This is a genomic window from Dyadobacter psychrophilus (genome assembly GCF_900167945.1).
In the GTDB taxonomy this organism is placed as follows: domain Bacteria; phylum Bacteroidota; class Bacteroidia; order Cytophagales; family Spirosomataceae; genus Dyadobacter; species Dyadobacter psychrophilus.
This window is the reverse complement of sequence record NZ_FUZA01000003.1, coordinates 166,150-182,645: the sequence shown is the minus strand read 5'-3', so window position 1 is coordinate 182,645 and position 16,496 is coordinate 166,150. Positions and strand designations below refer to the sequence as shown.

Annotated in this window: 13 protein-coding genes; 10 read left to right on the top strand and 3 right to left on the bottom strand. The window is 44.8% G+C overall.

The genetic code is table 11. From position 1 onward, the window contains the following. The first annotated feature begins 166 nt into the window (after positions 1 to 166). Entirely contained in the window at positions 167 to 1,114 is a 948-nt protein-coding gene (locus B5X68_RS14595; protein WP_082215492.1) for a bifunctional helix-turn-helix transcriptional regulator/GNAT family N-acetyltransferase, read from the top strand. A gap of 24 nt (positions 1,115 to 1,138) precedes the next feature. Here the strand turns inward: B5X68_RS14595 and B5X68_RS14590 are convergent, their stop codons facing one another. After that, positions 1,139 to 2,392, bottom strand: a complete 1,254-nt coding sequence (locus B5X68_RS14590) for an asparagine synthetase B (RefSeq protein WP_170916654.1) — start codon at positions 2,390 to 2,392, stop codon at positions 1,139 to 1,141. A gap of 238 nt (positions 2,393 to 2,630) precedes the next feature. Between B5X68_RS14590 and B5X68_RS14585 the strand changes: the two genes are divergently transcribed. Then, positions 2,631 to 3,023 carry an alpha/beta fold hydrolase gene (locus B5X68_RS14585; protein ID WP_229208424.1) on the top strand — a complete coding sequence of 131 codons (393 nt, stop codon included), beginning with the start codon at positions 2,631 to 2,633 and terminating at the stop codon, positions 3,021 to 3,023. On the opposite strand, the gene B5X68_RS14580 is transcribed toward B5X68_RS14585, so the two are convergent. Further along, complete coding sequence (locus tag B5X68_RS14580; RefSeq protein WP_082215491.1) at positions 2,998 to 4,710, bottom strand: hypothetical protein; 1,713 nt, start codon at positions 4,708 to 4,710, stop codon at positions 2,998 to 3,000. The two genes, B5X68_RS14585 and B5X68_RS14580, sit on opposite strands and share 26 nt — an antisense overlap. Positions 4,711 to 4,999: 289 nt before the next feature. On the opposite strand from B5X68_RS14580, the gene B5X68_RS14575 reads away from it, so the two are divergent. Further along, positions 5,000 to 6,457 (top strand): hypothetical protein, encoded by a 1,458-nt coding sequence (locus tag B5X68_RS14575; protein ID WP_082215490.1) that lies wholly within the window; start codon positions 5,000 to 5,002, stop codon positions 6,455 to 6,457. A 51-nt stretch (positions 6,458 to 6,508) separates the two neighbouring features. On the opposite strand, the gene B5X68_RS14570 is transcribed toward B5X68_RS14575, so the two are convergent. Continuing rightward, positions 6,509 to 8,113: an amidase gene (locus tag B5X68_RS14570; RefSeq protein ID WP_082215489.1), complete on the bottom strand. Its 1,605-nt coding sequence runs from the start codon at positions 8,111 to 8,113 to the stop codon at positions 6,509 to 6,511. 424 nt (positions 8,114 to 8,537) lie between these two features. Here B5X68_RS14570 and B5X68_RS14565 point away from each other — a divergent pair, with 424 nt between their 5' ends. From B5X68_RS14565 to B5X68_RS14535, 7 genes are all read left to right on the top strand, one after another. After that, complete coding sequence (locus B5X68_RS14565) at positions 8,538 to 8,726, top strand: hypothetical protein (RefSeq protein WP_082215488.1); 189 nt, start codon at positions 8,538 to 8,540, stop codon at positions 8,724 to 8,726. A 210-nt stretch (positions 8,727 to 8,936) separates the two neighbouring features. Continuing rightward, positions 8,937 to 9,881 carry an FAD:protein FMN transferase gene (locus tag B5X68_RS14560; protein WP_229208423.1) on the top strand — a complete coding sequence of 315 codons (945 nt, stop codon included), beginning with the start codon at positions 8,937 to 8,939 and terminating at the stop codon, positions 9,879 to 9,881. Positions 9,882 to 9,934: 53 nt separating this feature from the next. Then, entirely contained in the window at positions 9,935 to 12,028 is a 2,094-nt protein-coding gene (pta, locus tag B5X68_RS14555; RefSeq protein WP_082215487.1) for a phosphate acetyltransferase, read from the top strand. Further along, entirely contained in the window at positions 12,025 to 13,254 is a 1,230-nt protein-coding gene (locus tag B5X68_RS14550; protein ID WP_082215751.1) for an acetate/propionate family kinase, read from the top strand. The genes pta and B5X68_RS14550 overlap by 4 nt, the downstream gene beginning before the upstream one ends. Positions 13,255 to 13,407: 153 nt before the next feature. Further along, entirely contained in the window at positions 13,408 to 14,022 is a 615-nt protein-coding gene (locus B5X68_RS14545) for a TetR/AcrR family transcriptional regulator (protein WP_082215486.1), read from the top strand. Positions 14,023 to 14,080: 58 nt separating this feature from the next. Beyond that, positions 14,081 to 15,397, top strand: coding sequence for a TolC family protein (locus B5X68_RS14540; RefSeq protein WP_082215485.1), 1,317 nt, complete (start codon positions 14,081 to 14,083; stop codon positions 15,395 to 15,397). Between the two features lie 41 nt (positions 15,398 to 15,438). Continuing rightward, a complete protein-coding gene (locus tag B5X68_RS14535; protein WP_082215750.1) occupies positions 15,439 to 16,488 on the top strand; it encodes an efflux RND transporter periplasmic adaptor subunit in 1,050 nt (349 codons plus the stop codon). The last annotated feature ends 8 nt before the right edge of the window (positions 16,489 to 16,496 follow it).

The following is a 16,496-nucleotide window of genomic DNA, read 5'->3' as shown; positions in this document are numbered from 1 at the left end:
AGGAGGCTGCTCCGCAGCCGAAACATGTCCAAAATCGTTTTGCTAGAAACAGGCTACTCCTCCGGAGTTAGCATTGAATCAATTGGACTTACGATGTAAGTTACTCCATAAATTTGTTTTATGTAGTCATCTACGTATATTTGAACATTATCATTTACACAATTCAATGAACATTTTCAACGAACTCGGCGGATTGGCAATTTCAACTCGCTTACAGCAATTAAGTGACCAATTTCGGAAGGATGGGGCGCTGATTTATAAGGCGAATAACATTGATTTTGAGCCGAAATGGTTTCCGGTCATTTATGCGCTGCATGTGAAATCGGCACTAAGCATTTTAGAGCTTTCTGAGGAGATCGGTTATGCTCATCCCTCGACGATTACACTATTAAAAGAATTGGAAAAAGAGGGATTGATTGAGTCCTTTAAAGATGCGAAAGACGAACGGAAGCGAATGGTGCGCCTTTCGGAAAAAGCGCAGTTACTGATCCGGAAAATGCAGCCCGTTTGGGAAAAGATACGCAAAGCGGCAGAAAACATTACAAATACAGCAAACAACCTTTTACTCGCCATGGACGAAACAGAGTATCAACTTAGAAAAGAGGGCTTTTTCGATCGCTATCAGCGTTTAAGTCAGGAAGAAACCACTTTCGCAGTTCAAATCATAGATTACACACCCGAACACGCGAAAGCATTTTACGATTTGAATTATGCCTGGATTTCGGATGCCTATGAAGTGGAACCGGAAGATGAAAAAGTGCTTGAAGATCCCGAAAAATATTACCTTAAAGACGGCGGCGCGATCTTAATGGCGCTTTACCAGGGAGAGCCGGTTGGCACGTGTGCTTTGAAACAGGGCGCGCCTGGCGTGGTGGAAATGAGTAAAATGACCGTTTCCAAGGAAATGCGCGGAAAGAAAATCGGGGATTTGCTGGGTAATGCGGTGATCGAAAAGGCGCGCCAGCTTGGAGCGAAAAAAATAATCCTTTACTCCAACAAAAAAGGCTCTGCAGCCGGGATTAACCTTTATAAAAAGCTCGGGTTTGTCGAAGTGGAGCTAACCGGTCACAACTTCAAACGCGCCGACATTAAAATGGAGCTGGAACTGTTGTAAAAGCCCGGAGCGGGCCCCCTGTTTCTAGGTTTTCCGCTTCTTCTTCCTTGCTGACGGAAACAACACATTGTTCAAGATCAGCCGGTAACCAGGTGAATTGGGATAAAGATTGAGATCCGTTGGCATTCTGCGGCCGCCTCCGCCTCGTCCTTCCGGATCGTGGCCGCCGTAAAATGTCCATTGTCCACGGCCGAGTTCACCGTAAATGTAGCGGTCAGATGAGGGCGTCGTTCCCATCACCAGCACGCTTGGTTTCACGGTGTGTTTTGAAAAAGCAGTGGTTTGTCCCATAAATTCTCTCACCAAATGTTCATGATTCTGAACGAGCATTGCGGGGATCACATCCCATTTAGCGGAAAAATCGAAGAGTGAAAAATAAGCGCCGTCGTCACCCCAGTTCCGGAAACGGCCTGCCGAAGAATTAATGTCGGAGAACGTCATTCCTTCATATTCATCCAGTTGCAGTTTGAAATTCTGAAATGCGAAAGTTTTTTCAAAATCCAGCTTGGATTGTGCATCCGGATCCACGCCGTCGCCATCCATATTGTCCACAATGTCAATGCCTTCTGCGGCCAATGCAATGTCGAAGGTCTCTGCACCGGAGCACATAGCGAATAGGAAACCGCCGCCTGCGCAAAACTCCTTAATTGCTTTGGCAACGGCTAGTTTCATCTGTGGCACTTTGGCAAAACCAAAACGGCTCGCGATCGCCTCCTGCGCTTTCACGTCAGCAGGCGTTGTGCGTCGCAGGCTTTTACCAAATTGTCCTGTAAAATCTTCGTGATGTAAATGCAGCCAGTCGTATTTGGGCAAATCTCCTTTCAGGATTTCTTCATCATAGATCACTTCAAAGGGGATTTCAGCATATTTCAAAACCAATAACACTGCATCCGTATTCTCAAATTCGGAAGGACTGATCTTGATGGGTGAATAAACGGCGATTTTGGCGGCCTTATGCAGCTTAATGACGTCCATATTCACATTCGGATCGCTGATCTGGCTCACGATCTGCGTATTGGCAGATTCCGACAAAACTTCATAGGAAATGGCGCGGAGCTTGCATTCATTTTCAATGGACTTGCTGTAAGCTACTTTGAAGCTACCACCTCGATAATTGAGCAGCCAATCCACATCGATCTCGCCCTTCAGCAGCATATAGGCCAGCCCGTAAGCTTTCAGGTGATTAGTCTGCGTGTTATCCATCGGGACAAGAATCTGGTTCGCAAGACCGATATGCGAAACGAGCACCAAAACGAGCAATAGAAACCTCTTCAGCATGATGTGACAGGTTAAATTTCCAGCGCCAGAAAATAGGGGAGAGTAAAATCAAATTTAATTAATATTCATCATATTAAATAGTTGCCTGTAAGTGATTTATGTATTTTTTTCAAAATGTATTAGAATGCAGTTTCTACTAGTTATTTTTGGAAATAACACCTCTCTGCAACCTTCCGGATGATGGAAACAGAGGCCGATAGAAAGACAACCCAATGACGTAGCACTCGCAACGCTGACTTTGCAAGAAGTTATTGACTCCTACGCAGATTTTATCCAAAAGTTACCTGAAAAACCAATCATTATAGGTCACTCATTAGGCGGATTGATGACGCAAGTGCTGATCAACAGAGGCTTAGGCGTTGCAGGTGCGGCCATCCACTCTGTTCCTCCGCAAGGAGTGTTTCCTTATGAATTCTCATTCTTAAAAGCCGGCTGGAAAGCTTTGGGATTATTTACCTCCCTCAAAAAAACCTATTTAATGTCCCTTTCTGACTGGCAATATGCACTTACAAACGGAATGCCGCAACCATTTTATACTCGGCTTGCCAACCTGGAAAGAGGACGCCGATTACATTTTGGAATGGCTGGACAAAAATTAAAATGCATTAAGAAAAGCGAATGGTGTGCTTGAAAGGTGTAAAACCTGTAAGGAACACAGTGGGTGCTTCAACCGGCGGGAGTGCGCCGCGCAAGGCAATGTTCTTATGCAACGCTATGCCAGGGCCGAAAGAAATGCTGTCACCATTGAGACTGTAGGTTCCCGTTCCTTCTTTCAACAGCCACGAATCCTTGGCGTTTTCAATTTGGGTAAGCCCTTTGAACGTGCCTCCCGGCCTGAAAATCAGTTCAACAGCCAAGGGAACACGTTCGGTGCCAGTGGTTTCGATTTCAATTTGCATGCCGTTTTCTGTTTCGCTGATCAGGATTTTCGTTTCCAGGTTTTGTACTTCGCTGACGGGTCGGAAAAGCCGCGGCATTTTTTCCCAATCTCCGTCTTTTGAAATAAAATCTTTGGGATAAGGTTGAAAATAGGGGCCCTCCAATGTCTGGATCAGCTCCCAGGTTTTTCCCTTCTCTTCGAGCTTTTCGGACTGAAACTGACCTTTACCAAAAAATGAAGAAGCCAGCCGCACACCCTGCAACACCGCATTTCCTTTCATAAATGTAAACCAGGAAGGATTATTGGCGATCAATGTGCTGTCCCAGTTTCCCCGACGGATCCTGACCAGGCCCGAGTTTGGAAAAGTTTTGACATAATTGACGGGTAATGGCTTGGGTGCAGGCATCGCTTTCCATAATGTCTCATCAGCCAGGTAATAATCCAGAAAACCGCCTATTTTCAGCCCGGCTGTTTTTTCAATCATTTGACACATAGCAGCATATAAACCGTTTTGGTCCTTTAATGCCAGATAACGATAAGGATAATAGTAGTTTTCCAACGTGCCGATCAGCGCCTTATCTTGCCGCCCGGAAGCATCCGTGACGATTTCCCCATTAGGATGAACGTAGAACATGGTCATATCCAGGTTCTTGCGGACACTGTCCAGCAATTCAGGCTTATTGAAACCATTGGCAACCGTAATCAGAAGCCGGTCGGTTAGCGATGAATAAATGAATGTGCTTTTCTCATTGTATTGACCGTCCTGATCAATATCAATGTGTTCGCCGAGCCATTGCTCAGCCCGGGCAACGTATTTTGGATCGGGCCAGAGCGAGTTAAGCTTCGCGAGCGCCGCACATACAACCCACCTGTGATTGGGCGTGTGTACGCCACCAACAGACAATGCGTTACCGCCCCGGATCAGGAACGTTTTGAGGTTGGCGAGCATTTTCCCGGCACCCTTGGTTTCCGATTTTTGGATCAGCGTATATGCAGTAACGAGCCGCTTCACCAGAAAGCCCGTATCCGGTGTTGAATGGAAATTTGTGGATAGCAAGTCAATGGTCCCGTCGGCATGCTGCGTCTTAATCAGATAGAGCGCAGCAAGGTCCATATCACGGAGTAATTCCTCCGATTGGAAAAACCGGGAAGCAGGCGAAGATATTGCATTGGCGCCGGCTTGTATCAGCGCGGAAGTTGTGTGCGGGTTAACCACATCAAAACTGTCCATAAGGCCTCCATACGCGGGATCAGCCGTTTCCTTGATCTGGAATTTCCGTATTGCCTCGACGCCGATATCATTTTGCTTTATGAGCGCTTCCAACCATTCGGGCATCTTTTGCATCTTCCGGTTCACAGGATTAAATGCCACAGCCGAAGCGATTGGCAATGTGCAAATAGCGGCAGTTGTTTTCTTTACAAATTTTCTTCTGTTCATGCAGGCAAATATTACTAATGCCTTCAAAAGGAGTGAAAACCGGGCGGTTACTTGCTTGTAGAATTTATGTTACAAATTTTCAACTTATTTGTAAATACGGCTTTGGATATGAATAAAAATTCAGGCAAATTTGAGCCCGATTTCTCAACCGACAAGATGTTCCGTCAACCGTTTGCTAACTGCATTTTCAAAAGCCCCGAATTTTCGAGAGCTTTAATATACAATTGCAATGGACTCATTTCATGTAGCCAATCTGCAAATTATAACTCACTATAAGTCTGGATATTAAATGAAAACAACTCTACTTCGTAATTTAAGTCTGGGTTACCTTCTTTTGCCAAACCTCATTTTTTCACTCGGTTGGTTCCGATTGCCTTTGTCATTAATGTTGGCGCTGGGCATTGTGTTCATATTTGTTTACAATTTTCGCCTCGAAAAAAACAGCCTTGCGGAAATCAGCAATAAGCAGCTGATCCAGATTTCCTTTATTTCCCTGCTGATCATTGCATTTTCCGGAATTGGTGGTTTCTGTTTTCAAGCATTTGATTACTGGGCGCATAATTCAAAATACTATACGCTTTTTAATCATGACTGGCCGGTTTTGTTTAAAGCAAATGGTCGTTATGCCTGTCACTACTTCGGATTTTTTCTTGTTCCCGCATTGATTTCCAAGATGCTGGGGGAATTATCGGGTATAGCACTTTATTTATGGGCTTCTGTTGGTCTATTTCTTGGCTTTTGCTGGATATTTATTTTTACCGGGAAAAGCTATCTCTCGCTAATCTTATTCTTATCATTAGGAGGAATAGGGCATTTGGTTAAAGTCGTAACACTGAAGCTTATAGGCCTAAATTACCATGTGCCACCGTTTTTTACGGAAATCTGGCCGGTGCTTTATCAGGCGCAATGGGCACCCAACCAGCTGATCCCGATCATCATCGTTTCCTCCATTCTTTTTCATGATTATGTGTATCTCAAAAAACCAGAAAGAAGCTTCCTGGCCGTAATCGCGATATTTATCTGGGGAATTTTTCCGTCGATCGTTTTCGTGATCATCTTCTCGATGCTTATTCTTCTCCGTTACCGAAATGATATCAGAGGTTTCTTCCAGCGGCAGGTAATGATCGATATCCTCATTCCCGGCCTGATCTTCGTTCCGACTTTTTTCTATTTCCTGTCGGGCAAAGGTTCGGTGATCGCGGGTTTTATCTGGCAGTTCAATCCATTAAACGAGATCGCTTTTCATTATTTTTTCGGCGTAGTTATCGATCTGGGAGTTTTGATAGGCATTGTATTCATTCTTAATCTGCATAAAAACATCAACAGGGATATTATTTTGGCATTATTTATGCTGCTGATCCTTATTTCACTGGTAAGAATGGGTAAGTGGAACGACTGGTTCCTAAGGGGAAATACGCCGGTTTTAACATTGCTGTCTCTCTTTATTCTGCAAGGTTTTTCCGTATGGATCAAAGAGCGTCCCAATTGGTATAAGCTCAAAGTTGCCTATCCACTAATGTTATTTCTCTTAATGGGCCTCATCGTGCCGATATCGCAAATCCGTCGCGCTTTGCAGGAAAATGTGGTAACGTCCATGCTTTTCCCCGACAAGGTCACATTTAAACCTTATCCTTATAACCAGTTTGAAGACTTTTATGAATTAGGCCTGAATATTTATTCGCAGCAGGAAGCTAACCAGTTTCTTGGTCAGAAAGGCTCGATTTATGAAGTTTATTTAGCAAGATAACGCCAACCTTCTAATATCTCTCAGCCCCCGGAAATTGAAACGAGGTGAGCATCACGCTTTAACCGTTTTAATAAACCTGGGGGCTTTTCTGTTTTTGGAGGCTTGCTCGTAGGCATACGCAATCCGGATCAATTCCGCTTCCCCAAATGCTTTACCCAGAAACGAAATACCGATGGGAAGCTCATCCACAGCACCCATAGGAACAGTTACGGAAGGAAATCCCGACACCGCCGCAGGTCCATAACCACCATATCCCGTCCAGAAATCGCCATTAACCAGGTCATTACACCAGGCCGGCCCGGTCGCTGGCCCGCAAAGCGCATCCAGTTTTTCAGACTCAAACAAGGCATTCAATGCATTCCGTACATTCAATATTTTTTCCAATGCATCCTTATATTCCTTTGATTCCAGATTGCCCTTTTCCTGCGAGATTTCGAATAATTCCTGCTGGAAATAGGGCATGGCCTTTGCCGCGTTGGCTTTGTTGAAGGCAATAAGTGCTTCGAGCGACTTTATTTTTGCGTTTGATTTAGAAAGATATTTGTTCACACCATCCTTGAATTCATATTGCAGCAAAATGGACTCGGCGCCGTCCGTTTTTTGCGTTTTCATATAATCCACTTCCACGATCACTGCACCTTTTTTTGTCATTTGATCCAAAGCCCTTCTCAACAGGGAATCCACATCCTCATGCTGCTTCAAAAAATCCTTTTCTATGCCAATGCGCTTGCCATTCAGGCCGTTGACGTCAAGTGATGCCGTGAAATCAGTGAAATTTTCATATTTGACGGCTGTTTCGGCCGGGTCGTTAGCATCGGCTCCCACCATAGCGCTGAGTAGCGTAGCGGCATCTGCAACCGTTCTCCCCAAAGGCCCCGCGGTGTCCTGCGTCGTCGATATCGGGATAATGCCCGACCGGCTTACCAATCCAACGGTTGGTTTGATTCCTACTACGCCATTCATTGCCGCGGGACATGCAATAGAACCATTCGTTTCGGTTCCTACGGCTACTGCGCAGAGGTTTGCTGCAACAGCCGCACCCGATCCTGAGCTGGACCCGCAAGGGGAACGGTCGAGGATGTAAGGATTTCTGGTCTGGCCACCCCGGCTGCTCCATCCGCTTGCGGAGCGGGTAGATCTGAAATTGGCCCATTCACTCATGTTGGTTTTGCCAAGTATAACTGCGCCCGCTTCGCGCATTTTTTTAACTACGAATGCGTCCAGGGAAGCAATGTTTCCGGCGAGAGCAATTGAACCCGCAGTGGTTTGCATTTTATCCTTTGTATCAATGTTGTCTTTAATTAAAACCGGAATGCCGTGCATGGGCCCGCGGACTTTGCCGTTCTTTCGCTCCGCGTCCATTGCATCCGCAAGAGCAAGCGCATCCGGATTGATCTCGATCACCGCCTTTATCTTTGGGCCATCTTGATCCAACGAGGCAATCTGATCCAAGTAATGCTTTGTAATTGAATGTGATGACAATGTGCCGTTCTTCATCTGTTCCTGCATTTGTGCAACCGTCATTTCGGCTAATGCAAATTCGGAATGCTCCTGCTTTTCCTGGCCGGCGGGATTTGACTTACATTGGAAAAATGGAAAAGCAACAGTCGTAATTCCCGCAGCAGACGCCAGGCGCACAAAGTTTCGTCTTTTCATAAAAGCATTATCGTCAGTGAAAATGCAATATAAAAAGTCTGCATGCTGAAATGTTAACTACGGGAATTTTTTTCAGTGAGCTGTTTCCAGATCCAGAATACGAGCCAGAAGGGCGTGATAATAATGACGGTGATAACTGTTGCCACAGCAAGAATCAGGGCAAATAGAAATTTGAGAATTATGACAATAATTTTGGTCATCCGGCTATGAGTGTGTGTGAGTTGTAGAATAATTTATACTATACTTTCTTGCGCCTAGAATATGTTTGACAAAAGGGTATAGTTGGCTTATAGTCGCATAGTTAAAAATAGCTAAGTGCCTTTAAATGATTTAAATATATAATAAAATTATCATATTTAATTTGGCTGGCACGGTTATTTATTTAATTTTGTCATTGAAAAATATCACATAAACAGTAATTGTCATGGACTTCCTATCAAACATCATATATTATTCGGGTAAACTAATTTTCGCAACGATTTTATTTGTTGCAATGATCATTTCCACCATTGTGTCTTTGCCGTTTATTGGCGCAGGATTGATTAAGGATGCAATTGACTCACATTCACACCATCATGCTGACAGAAATCACATGGCGGATTATTTCGGGTGATACGATCTTGACATAATAATGAAATAAGTGGGTGCAGGAATCAGATTCTGCACCCACTTTTTTTGTCTTATACTACACGAGCCCGGCAACATTCGCAGAGTAAGACAAGTTATTCTTTCAAATCAAATACTTTTGGGGTTTAATCAATGTAGTAAACGAATGACCGGAATGTGTTTAAAAGAGATTAATAAGTGCGTTTTTATACTGGGAATGAGCATTTTGACTTCGCTGTCGCATGCACAGGAAAGTCGATATAGTTTTGAAAAGGGCATGATGGGCTCTCCGTTCAAGCTCGTTTTTTATGCTAAAAATGATTCCATAGCGAACATTGCGGCTCAAAGTGCCTTCAAGAGAATTGAAAAATTGAATGAAATACTGAGCGATTATCGTGATGGAAGTGAAATAAATATGCTCTCTGCCCAATCAGGGAGCGGCAAGTGGGTGCCGGTGAGTGATGACCTCTTCAACATTCTGGCGATCAGCCAGGATATCAGCAAAAAAACGGATGGAGCCTTTGATGCGACGTTAGGCCCAGTAGTGCAAATGTGGCGCCACGCAACGAGAAAAGGGGTTTTTCCGCAAGAAACGGAGATAAGAGAAGCGATGTCCAAAACGGGTTACACAAAAATGAAGCTTGACTCAAAAGCAAAAAGGGTTTTTCTTTCGCAAAAGGGAATGCGGCTGGACATCGGCGGTTTAGGCAAAGGATTCGCTGCCGAAGAAGCTGTTAAGGTTTTAAAATCATTTGGCATAAAGTCAATTATGATGGATGCGGGCGGAAAAATCGTCCTCACCAACCCGCCGCCGGGTACAAAGGGTTGGAACATTACTATTTCAAACGGCAGTGATTCGCTGAAAACCATGGCATTGTCGCACATTGCACTCGCCACCTCCGGCCCAACTTATCGCTATATGGAGTACAATGGCATACGATATTCACACATCGTGGACCCGAAAACAGGCATAGGGCTATTATTTCACGTACGAACAACCGCTATTTCGCCCGACGGAACCGTTGCGGACGCATTGGCAACCGCATTCAGCGTGGCGGGAATTGAAAAAAGCAAAAAAATCATCGCACTGTTTCCTGATAGTAAGGTCTGGCTGGTGGAAAAGCAAGGTGAGCATGTAGCCGATTGGAATACATTGGAATAGTTTTTTAACCCTTACCTGAAAGCTTAGCTATACCGCTTTTTCAGCTACATTTTATGACAAAGACCATTTTTATCGCTTCCGCAGAGCCATATGCAGGGAAGTCAGTGATTGCTTTGGGGCTGGTTAATATGCTTTTGTCCAAAACAAAGAAGATTGGGTTTTTTAAACCCATCATTTCCCAGCAGGAACCCGGGCGTAGAGACAAGCATATTGAGGCCATTATCAATCACTTTTCGTTGCCTATTCCTTACGAAGACACTTTCGCGTTCACCCGCCAGGAAGTGTTGCAGCATCCCGAGTCGGAGAATTGGGGAGAAATGATCAACACCATTATCAGCAAATTCAAAAAGCTAGAGGAGGATTATGACTTCACGGTTATTGAAGGAAGCGATTTTTTGGGGGAAGGCATTGCTTTTGAATTCGAATCCAATGCAGCCATTGCCAAAAACCTTGGTGCTCCGGTGCTGACGATTATAAACGGGGAAAATAAGTCGACCGCGCAGATCATTAACTCGGCGCTGAATGTGCTGCGCAACTTTGAGTCGCGTGAAGTGCAGGTGCTGGGGATTGTGGCAAACAGGGTTAAGGCCGAGCAGGTGGATGATGTACGCGAATTGCTGCGTATGCAGTTACCGGACGACATTATGCTCACCGTAATTCCCTGGGAAAAGGCGCTGCAGAGTCCAACCATGCGCGAAATTACTGATGCGCTGGATGCCAAAGTTTTATTTGGAGAACATTTGCTGTCCAGCCAGGTTGATAATTATGTGACGGGTGCCATGATGCTGCCCAATTTTTTGAACCATATAAAAGAGAATGTGCTGATTATCACACCCGGCGACCGGGGCGATATTGTAATTGGCGCATTGCAGGCAAATCTATCGACGAATTATCCGAAAGTTGCCGGCATAGTGCTCACGGCCGGCACCATTCCGGAAGAACCGGTCATTCGCCTAATTGAAGGTTTACAAACCATCATTCCTATCATTGCAGTACAACAGGGCACATTCGGGACCACAACGGCCATTGGTGCTATACATTCCCGGATCACCGCAGATAACACTAAAAAAATCGAACTGGCAATCGATACTTTTGAAAAATATGTTGATATGAAGGTACTGGATGACAAGATCATCACATTTCAGCCGGAAGGAATTACGCCTCATATGTTTCAATACCAGCTTGTTAAATGGGCGAAAAGCCAGAAAAAACACATTGTGCTGCCGGAGGGGAACGACGATCGTATTTTGCGCGCGGCGGCAAGGCTGATAAGCCAGAATGTTGTCGATCTCACAATTCTTGGAGATCCGGCGGAAGTGGCTGCTGCTGTTAAAAGGCTCGGCATTGATCTGGACCTCAATGTTGTCCGGATCGTCAATCCGGCTAATTCGGAAAATTATGAAGATTATGTAGAGACGCTTTACGAACTGCGCAAGAACAAGAACGTAAACTTGGAAATGGCGCGCGACCTGATGACCGACGTTTCTTATTTCGGTACAATGATGGTTTACAAAGGCCATGCGGACGGAATGGTGTCCGGCGCGGTGCATACGACACAGCATACGATCCGGCCTGCTTTGCAGTTTATCAAAACAAAACCAGGCGTTTCCATCGTTTCTTCCATCTTCTTCATGTGTCTGCCCGACCGTGTTGCGATATTTGGCGATTGCGCGGTTAACCCCAATCCAACCGCTTCTCAGCTGGCAGACATTGCTATTTCCTCTGCCGAAAGCAGTGCAAGGTTTGGCATCGAACCACGGATCGCGATGTTGTCCTATTCTTCGGGAACTTCCGGCGAGGGTGAAGACGTGGAACGCGTTCGCGAAGCCACCGCAATTGTGAAGGAGCGGGCGCCACAGCTCAAAGTGGAAGGGCCCATTCAATATGATGCGGCCGTGGATCCGATCGTAGGAAATCAGAAACTGTCGAATTCAGAGGTTGCGGGAAGGGCGAGTGTGCTCATTTTCCCGGACTTAAATACAGGAAACAACACATACAAGGCGGTCCAGCGCGAAACAGGAGCATTGGCGATCGGGCCCATGTTGCAGGGGTTGAACAAGCCTATTAATGATCTGAGCCGCGGTTGCACCGTCGACGATATTTTTAACACCGTGGTGATCACCGCCATTCAATGTCAGCAGGAATGAATATTCTCATCATCAATTCAGGAAGCAGCTCGCTTAAATACCAGTTTTTCAAAATGCCCGAGCAGAAACCGCTTTGCGTGGGGATCATTGAAAGGATAGGGAAGGAAAACTGCTTTATCAGGCATAAGGTGCTGAAAGACGGCATAGAAAAGCTTACAGAAAGAACCTTTTTCGTCAGGGACCATGCGGAAGGATTGCAGAACGTTGTGCAATTGCTAACCGATGCGGAAACGGGAATTATTGACAAAATCAGCGAAATTGAAGTGGTAGGGCACAGAGTGGTGCATGGTGGGGAAGATTTTACAACTGCCGTAATGGTAACTGAGGAAGTGAAAGAGAAGATCCGTTCTCTTTTTTCGCTTGCGCCGCTGCACAACCCGGTGAACTACAAATGCATTGAAATCGCCGAAAAAACATTTCCGGACGCAAAACAGATTGCCGTTTTCGACACTGCTTTCCATCAATCCATGCCTGAATATGCTTTTCGTTATGCCATTCCCGAAAAATATTACTCGGAAATGCGGATACGCGCTTACGGTTTTCACGGCACAAGCCACAAGTTCGTAACGGCAGAAGCGATGGCCTGGATGAAAAAGCCTGATGCAAAAATCATCAGCATTCATTTGGGGAACGGGTGTAGCATTACCGCAGTGGACGCAGGTAAGTCGCTGGATACCAGCATGGGCTTCGGGCCTTTGAGCGGACTTATTATGGGGACCAGATCGGGTGACATTGATCCTTCTGTCATTCTGCATTTGCTCCGGCAAGAGAAAAAGACACCCGATGAAATGGATATTTTGCTCAACAAACAGTCTGGAATGGCCGGACTTACAGGCCATAGCGATATGCGTGATGTGCGCAAACTGCTTGAAATGGGCAATTATGATGCGGAATTGGCGGCAGATATGTTTGCCTATCGCATTAAAAAATACATTGGCTCCTATGCGGCTGTCTTGAACGGGCTGGATGCCATTATTTTCACGGCCGGCGTCGGTGAGAACGACGCGCTGATGCGCGAGCGTGTATGCAGGGACATGGAATTTTTAGGTTTGAAGATCGATATGGAGCTTAATAAGGCGAAATCAGAACAAATAAAGGAAATCAATGCGACGGATTCAACCGTAAAAATTCTGGTTGTGCCTACTAATGAGGAGTTTGAGATTGCCAGGCAGAGCTATGAATTGTTGAATGAGGAACCGCCGTGTGAGCAAATTGAATTGTATTAATTTGATAAATATTAGTTTTAAATTATAGTTTTAAATGCTTGTTTAAATTAATCATTTAAAATGTTTGTGGATTTGAAAAAAATGCAGACCTTTGGTTTGTATTAAAACATTGCGCAGTAACAAAAGACCTGACAAAATTAAAAGGATAAGCAAGTGAAGTGCATAACAGAAAAAAGCGAGGATAAGATTAAGGACGCGGCGAGGAGGGTTTTTCTGAAAAAAGGTTTTGACGGAACAACGTCCAGAGACATTGCCCGCGAAGCCGACATGAACATTGCTTTGACCAATTACTATTTCAGAAGCAAGGAAAAATTGTTCCTTGAAATATTCCGGGATGTCCTGGAAATGTATTTTAACAGCACTATCGAGATCCTGAACAAGAAAATTGATGTAAAGGCGAAGATCTCGGAAATGATCGATAATGATTTCAAGATGATGAAAGAAGAGCCGGATATGGTCATTTTCATTATGAACGAAATCCACAAGGAGCCAGACCGCCTGTTTGCTGATATGTCCCTGTTCAAACAGTTGAAGTCGACTTATTTTATTACCCAATTGGAAGAAGGTGTTGCCAACGGAACATTGCGGAAGATGGATATCGAGAATTTGCTCCCGCTTCTTAAATGTTCAATTGAGTTTATCTTTCTTGCCAAACCTATCCATAAAAAGCTTTTCAACATGGATGACGCAGGCTTTGAAATTTACGCAGAAGAACAAAAAGAGCACATCAAGGCCATGATCTGTAATTATTTGGTAATAGGCGATTAAATTTTTTTGGCCCTCCTTTAAACAAACATTTAAAATAAACATTTACTTGAATTTAGCCATGAAATTAAAATTTCATATCGCAGCCTTATTGTCTTTTTTGGCGATAGGGAGCAGTCAGGCGCAGGAATATTCGCTGCCGCAACTCTTAGAATTAGCCATGAAAAATGATTTTAGCATTCAGTCGGCCAGGTTGGATGAAAGGAAAACCAATGCAAAAATCGATGAAGTAAAATCAGCGTTGCTTCCCAGTGTAAATGTTTCGGGAGATTATAAACGCTACTTTAAAATACCGGGTCAGGTTGTTCCTGCCAGTGCATTTGGTGGTCCGGAAGGGGAGTATAGCACATTAGCTTTTGGGCTGCCTTACAATTTGTCAACAACAGCGCAAGTCACTCAAAATCTGTATAATCCATCTGTCCGTTATGCATTGAAAGCCGCTAATCTGAACCGCGAGCTGACATCATTAAGCACGATAAAAACCAAGGAAGATGTGGCCTACAATGTTACAGATGCCTATTATAACCTGGTCACAGTTGTGCAGCAAATGGCTTTTCTGGACAGCAACCTCATCTCATTGGATCGCATGTACAAGGTTTCCGATTTGCTCTATCAGAACAAACTCGGTCAGCGCGTGGATGTGGACAGGATTTTAATTAATAAAACTACGACGGAGACGCAGCTCGAAACATTGAAAGATAATTACAACCAATTGGTTAACCTGCTGAAATCTTACACCGGAACGCCTCAATCAGAGCAAATGCGTATAGCTGTTAGCGTTAGTGATGTTTCTCTTCCTGCGCAGTCTCAAGATGCAGAACTCAAACGCACTGATGTGGCCTTATTGCAAAAGCAGCGCGATTTGAATGAGTTGCAGGACAAGAACATTAAGTCGGGCTTTATACCAACTGTAAATGCTTACGGGACAGCCAATATGGCCTTTTATGCCAAAGCGGGAGAAAATTCGACCTTTCAGGATGTGCCCGGTTATTGGGCCGGATTGCAACTGAACTGGAGTGTATTCGACGGTTTGGCGAGAAGGGCGAAAAGAAGTCAGAATCAGATTGATAACGAGAAATTAAATGTGCAGCTGAGGCAGGTCAAAGAATCGATAGCCATGGAAGAAGCCAATGCAAGAAACAAGTTTGCCGTAGAGCAAAGGAACATTAATGCCAAAAAAGATCAGGTTGCGCTGGCTTCCCGGGTTTACAAGCAGATCCAGTTGCAGTTCAAGGAAGGGACTGTTTCGCTAACGGATGTAATCCAGGCCGAAAACAGCAACCTGGACGCGCAAAGCAACTATTTGACTTCGCTGGTTCAATTGCTTAAAGCTGAGCTGGAATGGAAAAAAGCAACCGGCTCATTAATACAAAAATAGAACACTCAATTGCTACTGTACTAAACATTAACATCAAGATTATGAAACGCTTACTGATATTTTTAGCCGTGATTGCCGGCATCGGTCTTACCGCTGCCAAGTTGTTGGACAACAAGGAAAAGACAGCACAGAAAGTTTACATACCAGACACAGATCCCAAAGTAGGTGTAAAAGTTGCCGTCGCAGAAATACGGCGATTGTCCCAGGAAGCATCCTTTTTGGGATCTTTTACTCCCAACCGGAAAGTAGAAATCCGTCCGCAGGCAGGCGGTGAAATCGTTCGACTGAACATTCAGGAAGGACAATTTGTGAAAGCAGGCCAGCTGATTGCGAAGCTGGACGATGAACAATTGCGTTATCAGATCGAAGCTGCGCAGGTTACATTGGAAGGTTATCAGAATGATTTGAAACGATACGAAGTGCTCGTTAAAGGCGACGCGGTTCCGGCTGTAAACCTGGAAAGAACTCAATTGAGCATTCGAAGCACCGAAGCGCAAATCAAACAATTGAAAAAACAAGTCGATAATACGAGCATTATCGCACCGTTTTCGGGCATAGTCACTGCGAAAATGGTTGAAAAAGGCTCCGTAGTGAGCATAGGGACGCCTATGGCCGAAATTACAGACATATCGCTGCTGAAACTGGTGGTCAACATTCCTGAGAAATCGGTAAATGAATTCCGCAATGGAAAAACCATCAGCATCAAAACGGACGTTTATCCGGACGCGAATTTCAGCGGGAAAGTGACCATGGTAAGCGCGGAAGGTGACGACGCACACAATTATCCGGTGGAAATTACGGTTCAGAACTCTCAGAAAAATCCGTTGAAAGCAGGCATGTATGGGTCTATTGCCAATGCAGCGGAAGTAAAAGGAGAAGCGTTGGCTGTGCCGCGCCAGGCAATAACGGGGTCGGCCAAACAGCCGCAGGTTTATGTGGTTGAAAATGGTAAAGCTAATTTGCGCGATGTAGGCATAGGAGCAACAACCAATGAATTTTATGAGATCACAAAAGGACTGAAAGCAGGCGACAAAGTGGTTACCAGCGGCCAGATCAACCTGCAAAACGGCACATCCGTCATTGCGCAATAACCCACATT